Origin of the sequence: Bradyrhizobium sp. LTSP857 (assembly GCF_000938285.1) — a bacterium.
GTDB lineage: Bacteria > Pseudomonadota > Alphaproteobacteria > Rhizobiales > Xanthobacteraceae > Bradyrhizobium.
The window spans coordinates 423563-441664 of record NZ_JYMS01000027.1; the positions used below are offsets into that span (position 1 = coordinate 423563).

The 18102-nt window shown below is 66.0% G+C and carries 12 protein-coding genes; 3 read left to right on the forward strand and 9 right to left on the reverse strand.

Translation table 11 applies throughout. The features are described 5' to 3' along the window. Nucleotides 1–63 precede the first annotated feature (63 nt). The 3 genes from accD to UP06_RS19495 all read left to right on the forward strand — a co-directional run bounded on the left by accD (nucleotide 64) and on the right by UP06_RS19495 (nucleotide 3190). Complete coding sequence (gene accD, locus UP06_RS19485; protein WP_045004865.1) at nucleotides 64–1005, forward strand: acetyl-CoA carboxylase, carboxyltransferase subunit beta; 942 nt, start codon at nucleotides 64–66, stop codon at nucleotides 1003–1005. Further along, nucleotides 1002–2345 (forward strand): bifunctional folylpolyglutamate synthase/dihydrofolate synthase, encoded by a 1344-nt coding sequence (locus tag UP06_RS19490; protein ID WP_045004867.1) that lies wholly within the window; start codon nucleotides 1002–1004, stop codon nucleotides 2343–2345. The genes accD and UP06_RS19490 overlap by 4 nt, the downstream gene beginning before the upstream one ends. Nucleotides 2346–2449: 104 nt before the next feature. After that, the gene (locus UP06_RS19495) at nucleotides 2450–3190 is read left to right on the forward strand and encodes a metallophosphoesterase family protein (protein ID WP_045004868.1); all 741 of its coding nucleotides are present in this window, start codon (nucleotides 2450–2452) and stop codon (nucleotides 3188–3190) included. A gap of 67 nt (nucleotides 3191–3257) precedes the next feature. Here UP06_RS19495 and trxA read toward each other — a convergent pair whose 3' ends face one another. The 9 genes from trxA to coaBC form a co-directional block, all read right to left on the reverse strand. Continuing rightward, nucleotides 3258–3578 (reverse strand): thioredoxin, encoded by a 321-nt coding sequence (gene trxA, locus UP06_RS19500; RefSeq protein ID WP_007598398.1) that lies wholly within the window; start codon nucleotides 3576–3578, stop codon nucleotides 3258–3260. A 69-nt stretch (nucleotides 3579–3647) separates the two neighbouring features. Next, nucleotides 3648–7157 (reverse strand): double-strand break repair helicase AddA, encoded by a 3510-nt coding sequence (addA, locus tag UP06_RS19505; RefSeq protein ID WP_045004870.1) that lies wholly within the window; start codon nucleotides 7155–7157, stop codon nucleotides 3648–3650. Further along, nucleotides 7151–10297: a double-strand break repair protein AddB gene (gene addB, locus UP06_RS19510; RefSeq protein ID WP_045004871.1), complete on the reverse strand. Its 3147-nt coding sequence runs from the start codon at nucleotides 10295–10297 to the stop codon at nucleotides 7151–7153. The genes addA and addB overlap by 7 nt, the downstream gene beginning before the upstream one ends. Before the next feature lie 209 nt (nucleotides 10298–10506). Further along, complete coding sequence (locus UP06_RS19515) at nucleotides 10507–11229, reverse strand: nucleotidyltransferase family protein (protein ID WP_045004873.1); 723 nt, start codon at nucleotides 11227–11229, stop codon at nucleotides 10507–10509. A 126-nt stretch (nucleotides 11230–11355) separates the two neighbouring features. After that, complete coding sequence (locus UP06_RS19520) at nucleotides 11356–11673, reverse strand: PilZ domain-containing protein (RefSeq protein ID WP_045004875.1); 318 nt, start codon at nucleotides 11671–11673, stop codon at nucleotides 11356–11358. 87 nt (nucleotides 11674–11760) lie between these two features. Continuing rightward, a complete protein-coding gene (tsaE, locus tag UP06_RS19525; RefSeq protein WP_045004877.1) occupies nucleotides 11761–13281 on the reverse strand; it encodes a tRNA (adenosine(37)-N6)-threonylcarbamoyltransferase complex ATPase subunit type 1 TsaE in 1521 nt (506 codons plus the stop codon). Continuing rightward, the gene (locus tag UP06_RS19530; RefSeq protein WP_045004879.1) at nucleotides 13278–15782 is read right to left on the reverse strand and encodes a sensor histidine kinase; all 2505 of its coding nucleotides are present in this window, start codon (nucleotides 15780–15782) and stop codon (nucleotides 13278–13280) included. The genes tsaE and UP06_RS19530 overlap by 4 nt, the downstream gene beginning before the upstream one ends. 373 nt (nucleotides 15783–16155) lie before the next feature. Next, the gene (gene dut / locus UP06_RS19535) at nucleotides 16156–16614 is read right to left on the reverse strand and encodes a dUTP diphosphatase (RefSeq protein WP_045004881.1); all 459 of its coding nucleotides are present in this window, start codon (nucleotides 16612–16614) and stop codon (nucleotides 16156–16158) included. Next, nucleotides 16611–18074 carry a bifunctional phosphopantothenoylcysteine decarboxylase/phosphopantothenate--cysteine ligase CoaBC gene (coaBC, locus tag UP06_RS19540; protein ID WP_045004883.1) on the reverse strand — a complete coding sequence of 488 codons (1464 nt, stop codon included), beginning with the start codon at nucleotides 18072–18074 and terminating at the stop codon, nucleotides 16611–16613. The genes dut and coaBC overlap by 4 nt, the downstream gene beginning before the upstream one ends. Nucleotides 18075–18102: the final 28 nt, after the last annotated feature.

Sequence of the window (18102 nt, forward strand, 5' to 3'; positions counted from 1 at the left end):
AGGAGCCCGGCCGCCATATATCCTTCAGGCGATCCCTTGCGGGTTCGTACATCGGAGCAAACCATGAACTGGCTTACCAATGTGGTCCGGCCGAAGATCCGCAACATGCTGCGGCGGGAGACGCCGGAGAATCTGTGGATCAAGTGCCCGGATTCCGGGCAGCTTGTGTTCTACAAGGACGTCGAGGCCAACCAGTTCGTCATTCCCGGCTCGAACTACCACATGCGCATGGGCGCGGTGGCGCGTTTGAAGTCGATCTTCGACAACGAGACCTGGTTCGACGTCGCCTTGCCTGACGTGACGCCCGATCCGCTCAAGTTTCGCGACGAGAAGAAATACGTCGATCGCATCAAGGACGCGCGCGCGCGCACTAATCTGAATGACGCGGTCAAGGTTGGCTACGGCAAGCTCGAAGGCGCCGCCGTCGTCATTGCCGTGCAGGATTTCGATTTCATGGGTGGTTCGCTCGGCATGGCCGCGGGTGAGGCCCTCGTGCGCGGGCTCGATCTCGCCGTAGAGAAGAAGTCGCCCTTCATCGTGTTCGCGGCATCTGGCGGCGCGCGCATGCAGGAAGGCATCTTGTCGCTGATGCAGATGCCGCGCACCACGGTGGCCGTGCAGATGCTGCGCGAGGCCAAGCAGCCCTACATCGTCGTGCTGACCAACCCGACCACCGGCGGCGTCACCGCGTCCTACGCGATGCTCGGCGACGTGCAGATCGCCGAGCCGGGCGCACTGATCGGTTTTGCCGGCGCGCGTGTCATCGAGCAGACCATCCGCGAGAAATTGCCGGAGGGTTTTCAGCGCGCCGAATACCTGAAGGATCACGGCATGGTCGACATGGTCGTGCATCGCCATGATTTGCGGCCGACGCTGGCGCGGCTCTGCCGTCTGCTGACCAAGGCGCCGGCGCTGGAGACCGCGTCGAAATCGGCGCAGCCGGTCGCGAGCCCGGCGCAGATCGTCATGGCCCCGGAAGTGGCGCCGGCCGCGCCGCACGCGTGAACGCCTCCACTGACAGTGCAAAGCCGTCGCTCGACGCATTGATCGGGCGGCTGTCGGCCCTGCATCAGAAACGCATCGATCTCGGGCTCGAGCGGATGCACCGCCTGCTCGAGCGTCTTGGTCACCCCGAGCGCAAGCTGCCCCCGGTGATCCATGTCGCCGGTACCAATGGCAAGGGCTCGACGGTCGCGTATCTGCGCGCGACGCTGGAAGCAGCTGGCTTGCGCGTCCACGCCTATACCTCGCCCTATCTGGTCCGCATCAACGAATGTTTCCGACTCGGCCGCGTGGGTGGTGGGGTGTTGGTCAGCGACGACGAGTTGCGCGCGGCGCTGGAAGAGGTCGAGCGCGTCAATGCCGGCGAGGCCGCGACCGTGTTCGAGCTCAAGACCGCCGCTGCCTTCCATATGTTTGCACAGAACCCGGCCGATGCCGTGTTGCTCGAAGTCGGCCTTGGCGGCCGTCTCGATTCGACAAACGTGGTCGATCGGCCTGCGGCCTGCGTGATCACGCCGGTCAGCATGGACCACATGGATTTCCTTGGGCCCACGCTGACGTCGATTGCCGGCGAGAAAGCCGCGATCGTCAAGCGCGGCGTGCCCGTGATCTCCGCCGAGCAGGTACCGGAGGCGATGGCGGTGATCGAGGCGCAGGCCAAAAGCATGCGCGCGCCGTTGTTCGCGGCGGGCGAAAGCTGGCACGTCAATGTCGAGCGCGGGCGTCTGGTCTATTCCGACGATCGTGGGCTGATGGATCTCACGGCACCGCGGCTGTTCGGTCGCCATCAGTTCGACAATGCGGGTCTCGCAATCGCGACGCTGCGCGCCATCGACGCTTTCAAGGTCAATCAAGCGGCGTTCGAAGCCGGCATCCTCAGCGCCGAATGGCCGGCGCGGATGCAGCGCATCACCACGGGCGAACTGCCCGGCTGGGGACCGCAGGGCAGCGAGATCTGGCTCGACGGCGGACACAATGCCGAGGGCGGCCGCGTCGCGGCGGCTGCGCTCGGGGACCTCGAAGAGCGGGTGTCGCGGCCGCTGGTCGTGATCGCCGGCATGATGGCGAACAAGGACGCGCAGGCGTTTCTCGCCAACTTCGCCGGCCTCACCCGTCACATCATCGCAGTGCCGATCCCCGACACAGAGAATGCGATGCCGGTCGATCGCCTTGCCGATGCCGTGCGCAGCGTCGGCATGCGCGTCGAGATCGCTCCCGGCATCGAGGCCGCGCTGCGCGCGTTGGCGAAGCTCGCCTACGAAGTGCCGCCGCGCATCCTGATCACCGGCTCGCTCTATCTCGCCGGCCACGTGCTGGCGATCAACGGCACGCCTCCTGCATAATGATTGTGTAGCCCGGATGGAGCGAAGCGCAATCCGGGAGTCTTGCTCCAAGCGATGAAGGACCCGGATTACGCTTTGCTCCATCCGGGCTACAGGAATGCCCAATGCGTTTTGCCGCGATTGCCGACGTCCATGGAAATCATCTCGCGCTGGAGGCCGTGCTCGCCGATATTCGCGCGCAGGGCATCACAGACATCGTCAATCTCGGTGACATGCTGAGCGGCCCGCTCGATGCGCGCCGCACCATCGAGATCCTGATGAAGCTCGACGCGGTGCACGTGCTCGGCAACCACGACCGTTATCTGCTCGACCGTCCCCCGGAGAAGATGGGCTCGTGGGACCGCCCGGCTCACGCGCAGCTCGATGCGACGCATCTCGATTGGCTCCGCGCGCAGCCGATGATTCGCGTGTTTCGCGAGCAGGTTTTCCTCTGCCACGCGACGCCCGACAACGACGAGGTCTACTGGCTCGACACAGTGCATCCCGACGGCACCGTTGGGATGTCCCCGCTCGATCGCATCGAACAATTCGCGCGAGGTATCACGCAATCCCTGATCCTCTGTGCCCACACGCATCTCGCCCGTGCCGTGCGCCTGCGTGATGGCCGGCTGATCGTCAATCCCGGCAGCGTTGGCAGCCCCGGATATCGCGACGTGCATCCGTTCCCGCATATCGTCGAAGCCGGCACGCCGCACGCGCGCTACGCGATCCTCGAACTCGTTGATGGTAGCTGGCAGGTGACGTTCCGCCATATCGCCTACGACCACGAAACGATGGCCGCGCTGGCGCGCAGCAACAACCAGCCCGAGCTGGCGAACGCCTTGGCGACGGGCTGGATCGGATAGACGCGCTTCGTGCCGGAGATCGGCATGATTGCGGCCGTTGTCGAAAATCATCGTGTCGCAAAGCGGATCAGACTGCGGAGGTGATCCACTGCTGAAGCTTCGCCTTCGGCGCAGCGCCGACCTGGCGGGAGGCCATCTCGCCGCCCTTGAAGATCATCAGGGTCGGAATCGACATCACGCCATACTTGGACGCGGTCTTCGGGCTCTCGTCGACGTTGAGCTTGACGATCTTGACCTTGTCGCCCATCGCGCCGGCGATCTCATCGAGCGCGGGTGCGATCATGCGGCAGGGGCCGCACCATTCGGCCCAGAAATCGACCACGACGGGACCGTTTGCCTTGAGCACTTCGGCTTCGAAATCGGTATCGGAAACCTTGCCAACGGCCATTGGAGTACCTCACTCGGTTGAAAGAGAATCGGCGCGACGTGGAATCGCGCCCGGGATCATGCCGTCAACCTATGAACGGCTCCTTGCCGGGTCAAGGATGCTCACGCCGACATGAAGGGATGCCAGCGCCGCGTCCAGCGCGGGGGCTGAAATCTCCATATATTCAACGGTCTCGGTCCAGAGCAGGACGGCCCGGATCGGCGTCTGGGGATAAAGCCGGGCGAGCACCGCCCGGTACAGCGCAAGCTGCCGGACATAGGCCGCAGGCGCTTCGGCCGCGCTCCTGGGCGGGGTCTGGTTGGTCTTGAAATCGACGATCAGGACCTCGTTCGGCGTCACGACCAGCCGGTCGATCTGGCCGGACACCAGCGCCGGCGGCCGGCCCGGCCGCTCCAGCCGGCCGACGATAGCGACCTCCGCCCGGCTGCCGGCGGCAAAGACCGGCGCGAATCGTGGCTCAGCGATCAGCGCGAGGACCTTGTCGGCCAGCGCGGCGCGGTCGGCCTCGGTCCAGTCCGTGGCGTTGCGCGCCATGAAGCCGAGGGCGGCGTCGCGCCGGCGTTCGGCGGCCATGTCCGGCAGCGATTGCAGCAGCCGATGCACCAGCGTGCCGCGTTGCAGCGCCAGCGCGCGCGACTGGACTGATTCGCCGGTGCGGACCGCGCGACCTTCCTCGGCGGCTTGGCCTGAGGGGCGCACCGAATCCTCATCGACGGTCTCGCGCGCGGCAGGCTGCCGGAGCCAGGCCGGCAGCGCGATCGTCTGGTCTACGGATGTCGCCGGCGTGCCCAGCGCCGCGACATCATCCGCCCGGGCGAATCGCGTCACCTTGCCGAGCGGCGTCTCGATTGTCTGCTTCTCCAGGCCCGAGCCGGCGAGCCCGGTGTCGATCAAATCGTACCAGCTCAGCTTGCGGACCGTCTTCATGTTGCCGGGCATGCAGCCGCCGACAACCAGCCGATCGGCCGCGCGCGTCATCGCGACATAGAGCAGGCGGCGGTATTCGTCCTCGGTCTCCTCTAACATCGCCTTGCGCGCCTCGGCGACGGGCTTTGGATCGTCGGCCTTGCGGCCGGCCCAGACCACGACTTCACCGCCATTGCCGCGCGGAACGTGGATCAACCGGACCCGCTGCGAGTCCGCGGGCGAGGACGTGGTGTCGACCATGAACACGACCGAGGCCTCGAGGCCCTTGGCGCCGTGCACCGTCATCACCCGCACCTCGTCGCGCGAGATCTCCATGTCGCGCTTCACCTCGGTGTCGGCCGAGCGCAGCCAGGCCATGAAACCTTGCAGCGAGGCCGGCGCCTTGCGCTCGTAATTCAGCGCGAGCTCCAGGAATTCGTCGAGCGCGTCGTTGGCCTCATGGCCGAGCCGGCGCAGGATCCGAGCGCGGCCACCGTCGCCGCCGAGGAGCCAGGCGTAGAAGGCGAACGGCGTCTCGTCGCGCGAACGCGTTTCGCAGGCTTCCAGGCGTCGCAGTGCGGTTGCGAATTTCTCGCTTCCGGAAGCCTGCTCGCCAAGCGCGCGGCGCAGCGATCCCTTGCGGTTCCAGGCAAGCGTAAAGAGGTCATCGTCGTCGAGCCCGAACAGCGGGCTCTTCAACGCCACCGCGAGCGCGAGATCGTCCTGCGGCAGCAGTAGCGCATCGGCGAGGTTCATCAGATCGATGATCGCGATGTGCTCGGTGAGCTTGAGCCGATCGGCGCCGGCGACCGGAACGTTGGCGTGCTTCAAGGCCTGGATCACGGCGTCGAACGCATTGCCGCGGCGACGCACCAGGATCAGCATGTCGCCATAGCGCAACGGCCGTCGTTCGCCTTCGTGCCCCGTCAGCGTGCCGCTCTCGACCAGCCGCTTGATCTCGGTCTGAATGCGGCGGGAGAGTTTGACTTCGGGGCTGGTGACGGCGACGCCGTCGAACGGCGCGCGCCAACCCTCGATGTCCTGCCTGTCATCGGCCTCGGCGAGATCCCACAGCTCGATCACGCTGGGGCCGGCATCGCTGAGCGCATTGTGCAGGGGATGGCCGGTCTCGACCGAATGGATGCTCTTGTAGATCGCGGGCTCACGAAACACGTGGTCGACCGAATGCAGGATCGCGGCGCCCGAGCGGAACGAATAGGTGAAGGCGACGGGATCGAATTTCAGTCCGGCTGCGGTGAACTTGCGGTGCAGCTCGCGCCGTCGTTTGTCGAATTCTCGTGGCTCCGCGCCCTGGAACGAGAAGATCGACTGCTTTTCGTCGCCGACGGCGAAGACCGTGCGGTTCAGCCCCTCGCGCGCGCCTTCGCCGGCAGTGAATTCCGAGATGATGTGCGCGACGATGTCCCATTGCCGCGGGCTGGTGTCCTGCGCCTCGTCGATCAGGACGTGGTCGACGCCGCGGTCGAGCTTGTAGTGCACCCAGCCCGAGGCGACGCGGTTCAGCATCGCCAGCGTCTTGTCGATCAAATCGTCATAGTCGAGCAGCCCGCGCTCCTGCTTCTCGCGCCGATAGTTCGCGGCGGCAGCGGTCGCGATGTGCAGGAGAGCCGCGCTGCGGTCGCGCACCGTCACCGCACGGCGCCTCTCGATCAATCCGCCGAGGCGTTGCGCCTCGGACTCGAACAGGCGGGCGACGGATGGATTGTGATCGCCAAATTTCTTGGTCAACACCGCTTTGCGCGGCGATTTGTCGTCGGTGAGGAAGACGCTGAGATAGGCATCAACTTGATCAGCGCTGGAAAAGGCTTTCGCCGCTCGGAGGCGCTCTGCCTGGGTCTTGTCGGAGGCGGTGCCATCCTCCAGCGCGAAAGCGATGTTGTCCCAGCGCGATCGCGGCAGGAACGGTCCATCGACGATGTCGTTCTCGATATCCTCGATGCGGTCGCTCGCATCCACGCCCAGCACCGCCGCCATCTGCGTGGCAGCCGCTTCCGCGTTGCCGGCCTCGTCAGTCCAGGCCATGAAATGATCGCGGCTTAGACAGGCTTCGCGCACCACTTCCTTGAAGGTGACGTCGGCGGCGCTCGCCATCGCGGTCAGCAGCGCACGGCCGGTGACGCTCTCCGGGTCGCGCGCGGCGTCGAGCAGCACCTTCAGATTGGCGCGCTCCATCATGTCGGTCTGGTCGCGCTCGTCGATCACGGCGAAGCGCGCCGGCACGTTGGCCTCGAATGGAAACTGCTGGAGCAGGCGGGTGCACAGCGCGTGAATAGTCTGCACCTTCAGCCCGCCCGGCGTCTCCAATGCGCAGGCGAACAGCTTTCGCGCCTCGCGCCGCAGTTTTGCGTTGGGATGCGGGATGCCGACCGCAACAATGGCCTTTGTGAGCGCATCATCATCCAGCGTCACCCAATGACCGAGCGTGGTGAACACGCGCTCGGCCATGTTGGCGGAGGCCGCCTTGGTGAAGGTGATGCAGAGGATTTTTTCGGGCGGCACGCCCGACAGCAGCAGGCGAATCACGCGCTGCACCAGCACATGCGTCTTGCCCGAGCCGGCATTGGCCGACACGAAGGCCGACGCGGTCGGGTCCGACGCGCGCCTCTGAGTGTCGCGCACGGCATCCGGGATGGGGCGTGGTGCTTTCACCATTCTTCGATCCCCAGGCCGCCGGCTGCCGACCATTCCTTGATGCGGGCGAGGTCGTCATAGGTGCCGTAGCGGTTGGTCCACATCGGCAGGTTCAGCGACGTATAGGGCTGGCTCTCGTCCTCGAAGGCGCGGATCAGCGCTTCCAGCTTGGCTCTGGCCTCAGCGGCCGCGGTGTCCGGCGGCTGTGGCTGGTCGCCTTGCTTGATCTTGAGCTCGAGAATGCGTTCCTCGCCCGGCGGATTGTTGCCGCTCAGGCGGACATAGACGAGCTGGCTGACCGACGCGCCGGCGTCGATATCAGGGAAGCCGCCTTCGCGCAGGATCGCGGCTTCCAGCGTCAGCTGCGGCGACAGGCCCATGCGGACCTGCTTGCCGGTCGGCGGCTGCCCGGTCTTGTAGTCGAGGATGGCATAGCCGCCGCCCTGGCGCCGCTCGATGCGGTCGGCGCGGGCGGAGAGGGTAAAGCTGCGCTCGCTGTCGAGCAGGATCGAGATCTTGCCTTGGGTCTCAGCGGCGATCGTCTCGATCGCGTCGCGTCGCGCCGTCTCCCATTCGCCAAACCAGCGTGCGATGCGTTGGAAACGCGGCCACCATAGTGCCCGCGCCTCCGGTCGCTCCATCAGCGGCGCGAAATATTTTTCGCCGATCGCACGCAGCACGCGTGCGGGATCGTCAGGCAGGTGTGTCGCATAGCTCTCGGTGAACTCGCCAAGCGCATCGTGGATCGCCGAGCCGCGATCGGCCGCCGAGAGCGGCATGTCGACGGGATCGAGCGCGTCGAGCCGCAGAATGTGTTTTGCGTAGATCGTATAGGGATCGCGCAGCCAGTCCTCGATCGCGGTGACCGACATCCTGAGCGGGCGTGTCGCGCGCGGCGGCCGCGGCTCGGGCTGCCTGACCGGCTTGACCTCGTCTGGCTGGTCCAGCGCATCCGCAAACCGCACGTATTTTTCGCCGGCGCGAATGGCCGCCTTCCAGTGCTCATCGCCTGCAACGGCTTCAAGGCGGTGCAGGAAGCGCGAGGCCACCGCCGGCGCGCCGCCGGCCTTGGCGGAGTGGGTGAGGATCACCTCATCGGCGCCGAGCAGTTGCGCGAAGTCATGGGCGGAAAGGCCGATACGGCGCTCCGGCAGATCGAGGCCAAGTTCATGGCGCATCGGCCGGCTCAGCCAGGGATCGATGCGCGGCGCCGGCGGCCAGACGCCTTCGATCAGGCCGCCGACGATGATGCGGTCGGCCTGCATCAGGCGCGATTCCAGCGGGCCGTAGATCTGGAGCTGCGCGCCGGGCTTGTCTCGCCGCCTTACCGCGCGATCGCCGAACGCGGTCTGGAAGACGTCCGCGTACTCGGGCAGCGGAACTATCAATCCGCTGGTCGTGCCGCCGCGCAAGAGATCGTCGAAGGCGCTCGCGAGCGCGAGGCCCTCGCGCTCCTCGAAGGCCAGCGAAATGCCCTGCTCGTCGCCCGACAGCTCGATCAGGATCTCGCGATGACGGTGCGCGAGCTCAGCGAAGTCATACGGCTTCGAAGATGCCAGACTCTCGATCGGCGCCAATGCTTGTCGCAAGGCATCGATCAGCGCCTGGATGCGATCGAGATCTTCCGCCTTGAGGCGCGCGCGCGGCTCGGCCGCGTGCAACGCCGAGACTTCGCTCCGCCACAGTTTCGCAAGCTCGTCCCGGAACCGGTTGAACTCGCGTAAGAGCCCGGCCGTACCCGCAGGCGGGCGCGTTCCGCGCAGCACCGCAAGCTCCAGGCCCTCGATGGCCGCCTTCCACGCGCCGGGCAGCCGGCCGAGCCGGCATAGCGGATGTTTCAGCATCGCCAGCAGGGTCGGCGGCTCGAGTCCCTTGGTCGCCGCCTCCGCCGCGAGGCATGCAAAAGTTCCGGCGGACGTTTCCATCAGCACGTCGCCACCGGAATCATCGAAGGCGAGATCCCATCGGGTGAGCGCCGCCATGACGCGCCGCGCCAGCGCGCGGTCGGGTGTCACCAGCGCCGCCGATTTGTCCAGATGCCGCGCCTCGCGCATCGCGATCGCGATCGCGATCGCTTCCATCTCGGGATTTGGCGCCTCGACCACTGCGAGATTTTTCATGCCGCCGGTAATCTTCGCGGCGACGACCGGCTGCTTCAGTCGGTCGTACCAGATCTCCGTCGTGGCGGAGGGCCGCATCGATTCGGATGCGAGCAGGTCGCGGCCGCCTTCCGCCGGCTGCTGGAGGATGTCGACATCGCTGCGCTTGATGCCAAAACGCTCCAGCAGCGCGTGCATGGCATATTGCGGATGGTTCGACGCCGGATGCTCGGCGAATTTGCCGAGCGCATCGCGCACGCCACCGATGGTGCGCCAGGCGTCCTCGTCGAGATCGGTGTCGAGACCCGGCAGCACCACTGCGCCTTGCGGCAGCGCCGCGACGGCGTGCAGGAATTTTGCGGTGGCCGGCATCGAGCCGGTCGAACCAGCCGCGATCACAGGTCCATGGGGATGTGCGGTCAGGCGCTTGGCTTCTGCTGCGATCAGCAGATCGCGTCGCGCGGCAGGCTCGATCCGGTTGATCTCGGCGAGGTGATGAGGCCAAGCTTCGCGTGCAATATGCAGGAACTGGAGCGAGTGTTGCCAATATTGATCGAGCTGATCCGGCACCAGGCCATCAAGCGCGCTCCAGTCGACCCCGCGCGTGACCATGTCGTCGATCAGGCGTGCGAGATCGGAAGCCAACGCAAGCGTCGAAGCGGGGCCGCCAACCACCAGCGGCGATAGCACGGGACGCTTGGCCCAGGCCGCGACCAAATGCGCCAGCGTCAGTCGCCGGTCGAGTTCGCCGAGCCGCGGCGGAATGTCGAGTGGGGCCGCGATTGAAAGCTGCTCGGTCTCGTCGGCGAAAGCGAGCTCGTCCTCGTCGATGTCGCCGAGCGCGACGATGCGCGGCAGCACCACGGCGTCCGCCTGCATCTCGTCGAGGAAGATTTCGCGGACCACGCGCATGGCGCGCCGGGTCGGCAGATACAGCGTGGCATCCGCCAGCCGCGCCGGTTCCTTGCGCGCCTCGAACCCGTCGACCAGCTGGCCGTCGAGCAGGCTTGAGACGACCGTGCGCAGGAACGGAACTGAGACTGGAACGCTGAAAACGCGCATGGGCTGCCTGATTCGGGGATCAGGCGCCAATATAGGGACGCGGACTCAAATGGATATGGGTGCAGGGGCGTCGTCCCCGCTGTTCGCGGGCACGGAACAGGTGCCGTAGGGTGGACAAAGCGAAGCGTGCCCACGCATTTTTGCGATCGAGAGAGATGGTGGGCACGGCGCAAGGGCGCCTTTGCCCACCCTACGGCACGGCGCCGGCTCTAAGCCACGCTCTCCAGAAACGCCTCTTCCGCCGCATGCACCGCATCGGGCGTGCCGACATGCATCCAGACGCCGTCGAGGCGCAGGCCGAACAGGCGCTCCTGCTCATTGGCGCGGTCGAACATTTTCGTCAGCGAGAATTCGCCCATCGGCGCATCGGCGAAGATCGATGGCGACAGGATCGCCGCGCCGGCATAGACGAACGGGACGACCTCTTTTTCCTTGCGCTTGCGCAAGGCGCCGTCGGCCAGCATGCCGTAATCGCCGCGGCCGCTATAGCCGATGCTGGTGGCGGTCGGCGCCATCAGCAGCAGGATGTCCATCCGCGCTGGGTCGAAGTTTTCCGCAAGCCGGGCGAGGTTGGAGCGCACGCCGTCGATCCACAGCGTGTCGGAATTGACGTGGAAGAACGGCGCATCGCCAAGCAGCGGCAGCGCCTTGACCACGCCGCCGCCGGTGCCGAGCACCTGGTCGCGTTCGTCCGAAATGGTCACGCGCGGATGCTGGCGAGACGCCACATGATCGATGATCTGGTCCGGCAGATAGTGCACGTTGACGACGGCGTCGGTGACACCGGCCTGACCGAGCTTGTCGAGCACGTGGTCGAGCAGCGGCTGGCCGGCCACCGGCACCAGCGGCTTCGGCATCTTATCCGTCAACGGACGCATGCGCAGGCCAAACCCTGCGGCGAGCACCATAGCTTTGGTCGGTTTGACGGACATCCTTCGCTTTCTCAGACCCTTGAATTTCGCGCGTGCGCAGCAAGCCTAACACGGGACTCGGTCTGCCGCACCGCATCTCAACCGCCTTAACTACCTGCCGTGACGGTTGTACGACGGGTGTTGCCGTCACGCTCCGACAGATGTGGAGCGCACCTTTTTCTTCTTGTCGCCCAGCTTGAGGAAGTTGACGCCGATCTGGTCGCCATTGACCCAGGCCAGCTCGCAGCGTCGGTACGCAAGTCCGGTGGACGACAGCAGCAGAAAAAATTCCTTCAGATGCAGGCCTTCGACCGAGCCGTCGATGGTCAGCTTGGCGCCGCTCTCGGAGACGTCCTCCATGGTACACTCACGCCGCCAGGTGCCGTCGATGCCCATCATCTGGGCCGCGATCCCACGTTCGAAAACAACCCGGCTGTTCCCGCGATTGTCCGTCTTCACCGCCATCTGCCTTGCTCCAGCCCGCATTTGTACGGCTGCCCGCGGGCGATGATACCGGTGCGATGGCTAACAGCCGGTAAATCGGGTTCCGAATCAGGGTTGGGGCGGCGGGACGTTGGCGAGGTACCAATCGCGCAGAGCGGTGAGCGCGGGATGCGCCAGCGAGCGCTGGAGATAGGTCCAGATCCGCGGCTGATGGCGCAGATAATGCGGCTTGCCGTCGCGGCGGTTCAGTCGCGCAAAAGTGCCGAGCAGGCGCGTGTTGCGCTGCGCCGACATGATGGCATAGAGCTCTGCGAAGCCGGCCGGATCGAAGCTCGCATCACCTGCGCGGCGCGTCTTGATGTAGCGCGACAGCAGCGTCAGCTCGAGCGCCTCGGGCACGTCGATGCGGGCGTCCTGAAGCAGCGACACCACGTCGTAGGATTGCGGCCCGAGCACGGTGTCCTGGAAGTCGATCACGCCGACGCGCTCGATGCCTGTACGGTCCGCGAGCCAGATCAGATTCGGCGAGTGGTAGTCGCGGATGATCCACGTCTTCGGCGCGGCCAGCGGCTTCTTCAGCAGCTCGTGCCACATCGCGAAGAATTCCGCGCGCTTCTCGTCGCTCAGTGGCGCGTTGCGATCGGGCAGATACCATTCCGGCATCAAGCCGATTTCGATCAGCAGTGCGTCGGTGTCGAAGGCAGGAATGGTGTAGGTCTGATCCGGCAGCCGCAGCGTCTCCGGCAATGTCTTGCGGTGCAGCACGGCGAGCACGTCGGTCGCAGCTTCGTAACGTTCGGCGATCGGGCGCGGCGGATCGCCTTCGATCACGCCTTCGCTGCCAAAGTCTTCCGAGATCAGAAAACCGTGGTCGAGGTCGGAATGATGAATCGCGGGCGCGGAGATTCCTTCCGCGCGCAGGCCTTCGTCGATAGCGACGAAAGGCTTGACGTTCTCGGCGAGATGCACCGCAGCGCTGTAGGACATGCCGTTGTACATCGCGGCGCCATCGGGCCGCTGCGGGAAGTTCATGAGGATGACGATTCCGTCGTCGCGGATCAGCCGCGCATAGGAGCGCGTCGAGGCGTCACCGGCCATGCGGCGACGTGTTGCATCGATGTAGCCGGATGCGTCGAGGAATTCCCGCAGCGCCTTCAGCCGCGCGACGGTGGCCGCGGCCTTGCCGTAACCGGTGATGTCGGCGGCGCGCGCGTTCGAGCCCAGCGCCGGGCGATGCGTCAGCGCGATGTCGATGCGGTCCGCGGGCATTGCCGACGGTGCGCGCTCCGGCCATTCGATCAGCACCAGCGTGGCGTCCGGCAGCGGCGAGAGCCCGATCTCCTCGAGTTCGTTCTCGTCTTCCACGCGATAGAGATCGGCATGGATCACCGGAAACGGCGGCAGCTCGTAACCCTGCACCAGCGTGAAGGTCGGGCTCGGCACTTCCAGCGCCTCGTCGCCGGCGAGGTAGCGGATCATGGCGCGCGCGGCGGCGGTCTTGCCGGCGCCGAGATCGCCGGTGAGCGTGACGACGTCGCCCGGTCCGACCAGCAAAGCGAGGTCGGCCATCAATTGCGCGGTGGCCGTCTCGTTGTGAAGCGCGACGGAGAATGTGGTCGGCGCGCTCATTCGGCGGCGTCGCGATGCGCCGCCTGGTCGGTCGGGAAGTCGCAGATCACGACCGTGCCCTTGCCGACGCTCGAATCCACCTGCACCTTGCCGCCATGCAGCTCGACGAAGGAGCGCACCAGCGACAGCCCGAGCCCGGCGCCGCGATGACGCGAGCCTTGCGAGCGGCTTTCGAACCAGTTGAAGACCTTGTCCTTCATGTCGGCGGGTATTCCAGGACCGGAATCTGTCACAATGAAGACCACGCTGCGCTCGGTGCGTCGCGCGCTGATCCCGACGGTGGAATCCTGCGGCGAGAAGCCGACGGCGTTGGCGAGCAGATTATAGAGCACCTGCACCACGCGCTTCTCGTCGCCGATGAAGCTGCCGACATCGGGCGCGATCTCGACCTTGAGGCGGATGCGGTCGGTGGCGAGGCGGTCCTGGATGCCCTCGGCGGCAAGCTCGATGGTCTTGCTGACATCGACCGGGCCGAGTTCCAGCTTCATGGCGCCGGCGTCGATGGTGGCGAGATCGAGGATGTTATTGGTGAGCGCCAGCAGCGCGTTGGTCGATTTGGTGACGTAGTCGAGATATTCGGCCTGCTTCGGCGTCAGCGGACCGGTCGAGGGGTCGCTGAGGAAATGCGCGAAGCCGATGATGGTGGTGAGCGGAGAGCGCAGCTCGTAGGAGACGTGGTGAACGAAATCCACCTTCATCTGGTCGGCGGTCTCCAGCGCTTCGTTGCGCTCGCGTAGCGCGCGCTCGACGTTTTCGGTGTCAGTGATGTCCAGGAACGTCAGCATGGTCGCGCCGTCGGGCAGCGGACGGATCATGCCGTCGAGCACGCTGCCGTCCTTGCGCTCCAGCTTCAGCGGCACATCGGCGCGGTTCTCGATCGAGGTGATGGCCTCGCGGATCTGGCGCCAGACGACGGGGTCGTCGAACAGCTGCTGGCACCAGCCTTCGACGGTCTGGATATGCGGCTCCTCGCGCATGGCATCGTTCGACAGCTTCCACATCCGGACGAAGGCCGGATTGAACAGCTGTGCCTTGCCGTGGCTGCCGAACACCGCGACGCCTTCGGCGAGGCTGTCCAGCGTCTCGCGCTGGACCCGGATCATGCCGTCGAAGCGGCGGGCGAGCTCGAGGCTCTCGGTGACGTCGTCGAACAGATAGGTGACGCCGCCTTCCGGATTCGGCGTGGTGACGACGGAGAGCGCGCGGCCGTCGGGCAGGTACCAGGTGTCCTTCGCGGCCTCGACCGCGCGATAGGCCTCGTGCAGTTTCACCTTCCAGGCGCGGAAGTCCGGCTGTTCCGGCAGTTTTCGTGCGGCGCGGAGCTTGTCGAGCACGCTGGAATCGTCGGGGTTGGCGTCGAGGAAGGTGCGGTCGAGATCCCACAGCCGCCGGTAGGAATCATTGTAGAAGGCGAGCCGGCGCTGGCCGTCGAACACGGCAACGCCGGAGGAGAGCTGGTCGAGCGTGCGCCGATGCGCTTCCGCCATCCGCACCAGCGCCGCGCTCAGCGCATCCGCCTCGCTGGCATCGATTGCGACGCCGACGCTGCCGCTGCCGACATTGACGGCGCGCACGTCGTAGATGCGCCGCTCGCCGCCGGTCACGATCGGCAGCCGCGCGGCGAAGTTGGCAGTGTCTTTCAGTCCGCGTTCCATCGCGGTCCGATCGGCGCTGTCGAGCAGTTCAAGCTTGCGCTCCTGAGCATCGACGACGCTCGCAGCTTCAGTCGCGCGTACATAGGCTGGATTGGCGAAAGTAAGCGCGCCGTTCTCGCCCTTGGCCCAGATCGGCCACGGCGCCGCGGCGGCGAAGCCGCGCAGCATCTCGGTCTCGTCGGAGAGCGCCTTGTGACGCAGATTGGTTTCGGCCAGTTCGCGGCGCAGGCCGGAGAGCTCGCGAATCCGCACAATGGCCTGGCCGCCGATGGCGCGGCCGATCGCTTCCAGCGTGTGGCCGTTGGCGGTGGTCAGCGTGAGCTGGAACCCGTCACCGCGTTCGCGCAGCGCATCGACCGCGTGATCCATCTGGAGCGCTGGTTCCGGCGGCAGCCAGGTTCCGAACGCAAGCACGCGCTGCGGCGACGAATCGCGCGGCAGCACCATCGAGACGTCGCCCGAGATCTGCGCGCGGCTGTCGCCGGCCGGCCAGGAGATCAGGACCTGCGGCTCGGCGAACAGCAGCGCGCCGAAGCGATCGGCTTGCAACTGGAGTTCCCTGACCCGCGCGCGCAGCCTCGCTTCGTTCTTTGCCGTGCGCACGCGCGTGCGCATCAACAGGATCGCGGCCACGACCGTGAAGCCGAGCAGGGCCAGCGCGGTGGCCAGCACCGCGAGTTCCTGCCGGTTGAAGTCCAGCAATATCGAGAGTGTGTCGACGAGGTCGGCAGCCTCAGCCGGCGCAGCCGGCAGCAGCGCCGCGAGAGCGCCTCCCAACAAGCCGTTGCGCGCCAACGATGTGCACGACAACAGCGTCCGACGCATCGACACGATCACGCCTGACATAGTTGCCCCAAGACCGCACGAATTTGCGCGCGACGACCCCCGTCGCGCGCGAATCAAACGACAATACCCTCACCGTGACTCCACCGGTAAGAGTCCAGATCGTGAACGCAAACGCGGTCCCGCAAAAATGCAGGCCGCGTTGTTCCAGTTCACGTAGTTCTTCGGATGATTCGGTTGGATTTGCCGTGTCTTAGCGGCCAATGAAGATTAGGTGAGATTGCCACTGCGAAGTAGGTGCGCTCCCTCCCTCGCTTGCGGGGGAGGATTGGGGAGAGGGTGTCTCCACAGCGGGATACTCCCCCAGAGGATAGAACCCTCACCCGGCGCTTCGCGCCGACCTCTCCCGCGAGCGAGCGGGAGAGGTGTAAAAAAACTAGCGGCCGGTCGAGCCGAAGCCGCCGGCGCCGCGATCGGTTGACGACAGCGTGGCGACGGGAACCAGCGCGGCCTGGGCCATTGGTGCGATCACCATCTGCGCAATGCGCTCGCCGCGCTTGATCACGAACGGCGTAGCCCCGTGATTGATCAGGATCACCTTGATCTCGCCGCGGTAGTCCGCGTCGATCGTGCCCGGCGAGTTCAGCACGGTGACGCCGTGCTTGGCGGCAAGCCCCGAGCGCGGCCGCACCTGGGCCTCGTGTCCGGCCGGTAAAGCGATCGCGAGCCCCGTTGGCACCAGCGCGTATTGGCCGGGCGCGAGCGTCAGCGGCTCGCTGTCCGGAACGGCCGCCATCAGGTCGAGGCCAGCGGCCTCGATGGTCTGATAGGCCGGCAGCGGCAGACCTTCGGCATGGGCCAGCTGTTGCAGTTCAACCGTGACTTTCGTGCTCAAGATGCGGGCTCCAGGGATTTGTCGGCCACGCTCTTCACGACATGCGCGATCAGCTCGGTGGCGACCTGTTCCTTGGTCATCACGGGCCAGGAATCAACCGTGATCTCGCCGTTCTTCTCAGCATTCTTTTCACGATTCGTGCGGCTGATGAGGTGCACCGTGTTGCGGTCGCCGCCCATCACGCCGGTTGCGGGCGAGACGTCGTTGGCGACGATCCAGTCGCAGCCCTTGCGCGCGAGCTTCGTCTTGGCGTTGTCGATGAGGTACTCGGTCTCGGCGGCAAAGCCGATCACCAGCGGCGGGCGCTTGTCTGTCAGCTTCGAGATCGTGGCGAGGATATCGGGGTTTTCGACCAGCTGAAGCGGCGGCATGCCGGCCGAGGTCTTCTTCAGCTTCTGCTCGCCCTCATTGGCGACGCGCCAGTCGGCAACGGCAGCGGCGAAGATGGCGATGTCGGCGGGAAGCGCGGCCTGCACCTGTTCCAGCATCTGCCGCGCCGATTCCACATGCTTGACCGTCACACCATTGGGGTCGTCGAGGTCGACCGGGCCGCTCACCAGAATCACCTCGGCGCCGGCGGCCTGCGCCGCTGCGGCGATGGCAAAGCCCTGCTTGCCGGAGGAGCGGTTGGCGATGTAACGGACCGGGTCGATCGGCTCATGCGTGGGACCTGCGGTGATCAGCACGCGCTTGCCGGCGAGCGGGCGCGGCACCGGCGGCCGCAGCAGGCGCTCGGCGGCGGTGGCGATCTCGATCGCCTCCGACATGCGGCCGATTCCGGCTTCGCCCGCCTCGGCCATCTCGCCGGAATTCGGCCCGATCAGCACCACGCCGTCGCGCTGAAGCAAGCCGACGTTGCGCCGTGTCGCCGCGTTGTTCCACATCAGCGGATTCATCGCCGGCGCCAGCAGGATTTTTCGGTTGGTCGCAAGCAGGATGGCGCTGGCGAGGTCGTCGGCATGACCGTTGGCCATCTTGGCCATGAGGTCGGCGGTCGCCGGCGCCACCACGATCAGATCGCACTCGCGCGCGAGGCGAATGTGGCCGGCGTCGAACTCGCTCTGGGGATCGAACAGGTCAGTGTAGACGCGCTCATGAGAGAGGGCACTCACCGAAAGCGGCGTGACGAATTGCTGCGCCGCCTTGGTCAGGACGCAGCGAACCTCGATGCGGCGCTCCTTCAGCCGTCGGATCAGGTCGAGCGACTTGAAGGCTGCGATCCCGCCGCCGATGATCAGCGTGACGCTGGCCTCGGGGAGGGCACCGGTGCGCTGCGGTGTCGGGGCGGCAGATGCCTCGGGCGGCACCGCGAACGGCGTCAGCGGCTCCTCGCGGCCCTCGATCAGCTCCCGCAGGATGACCCGGACCTCTTCCTCGACCGACCTGCGGTTCTTGGCCGAGCGCAGGCGCAGATAGGTTTTGACGTGTTCGTCGAGCTTGCGGATGGTCAGGCTTGCCATGACAGCCTTCTCTAAAATGATAGCAATG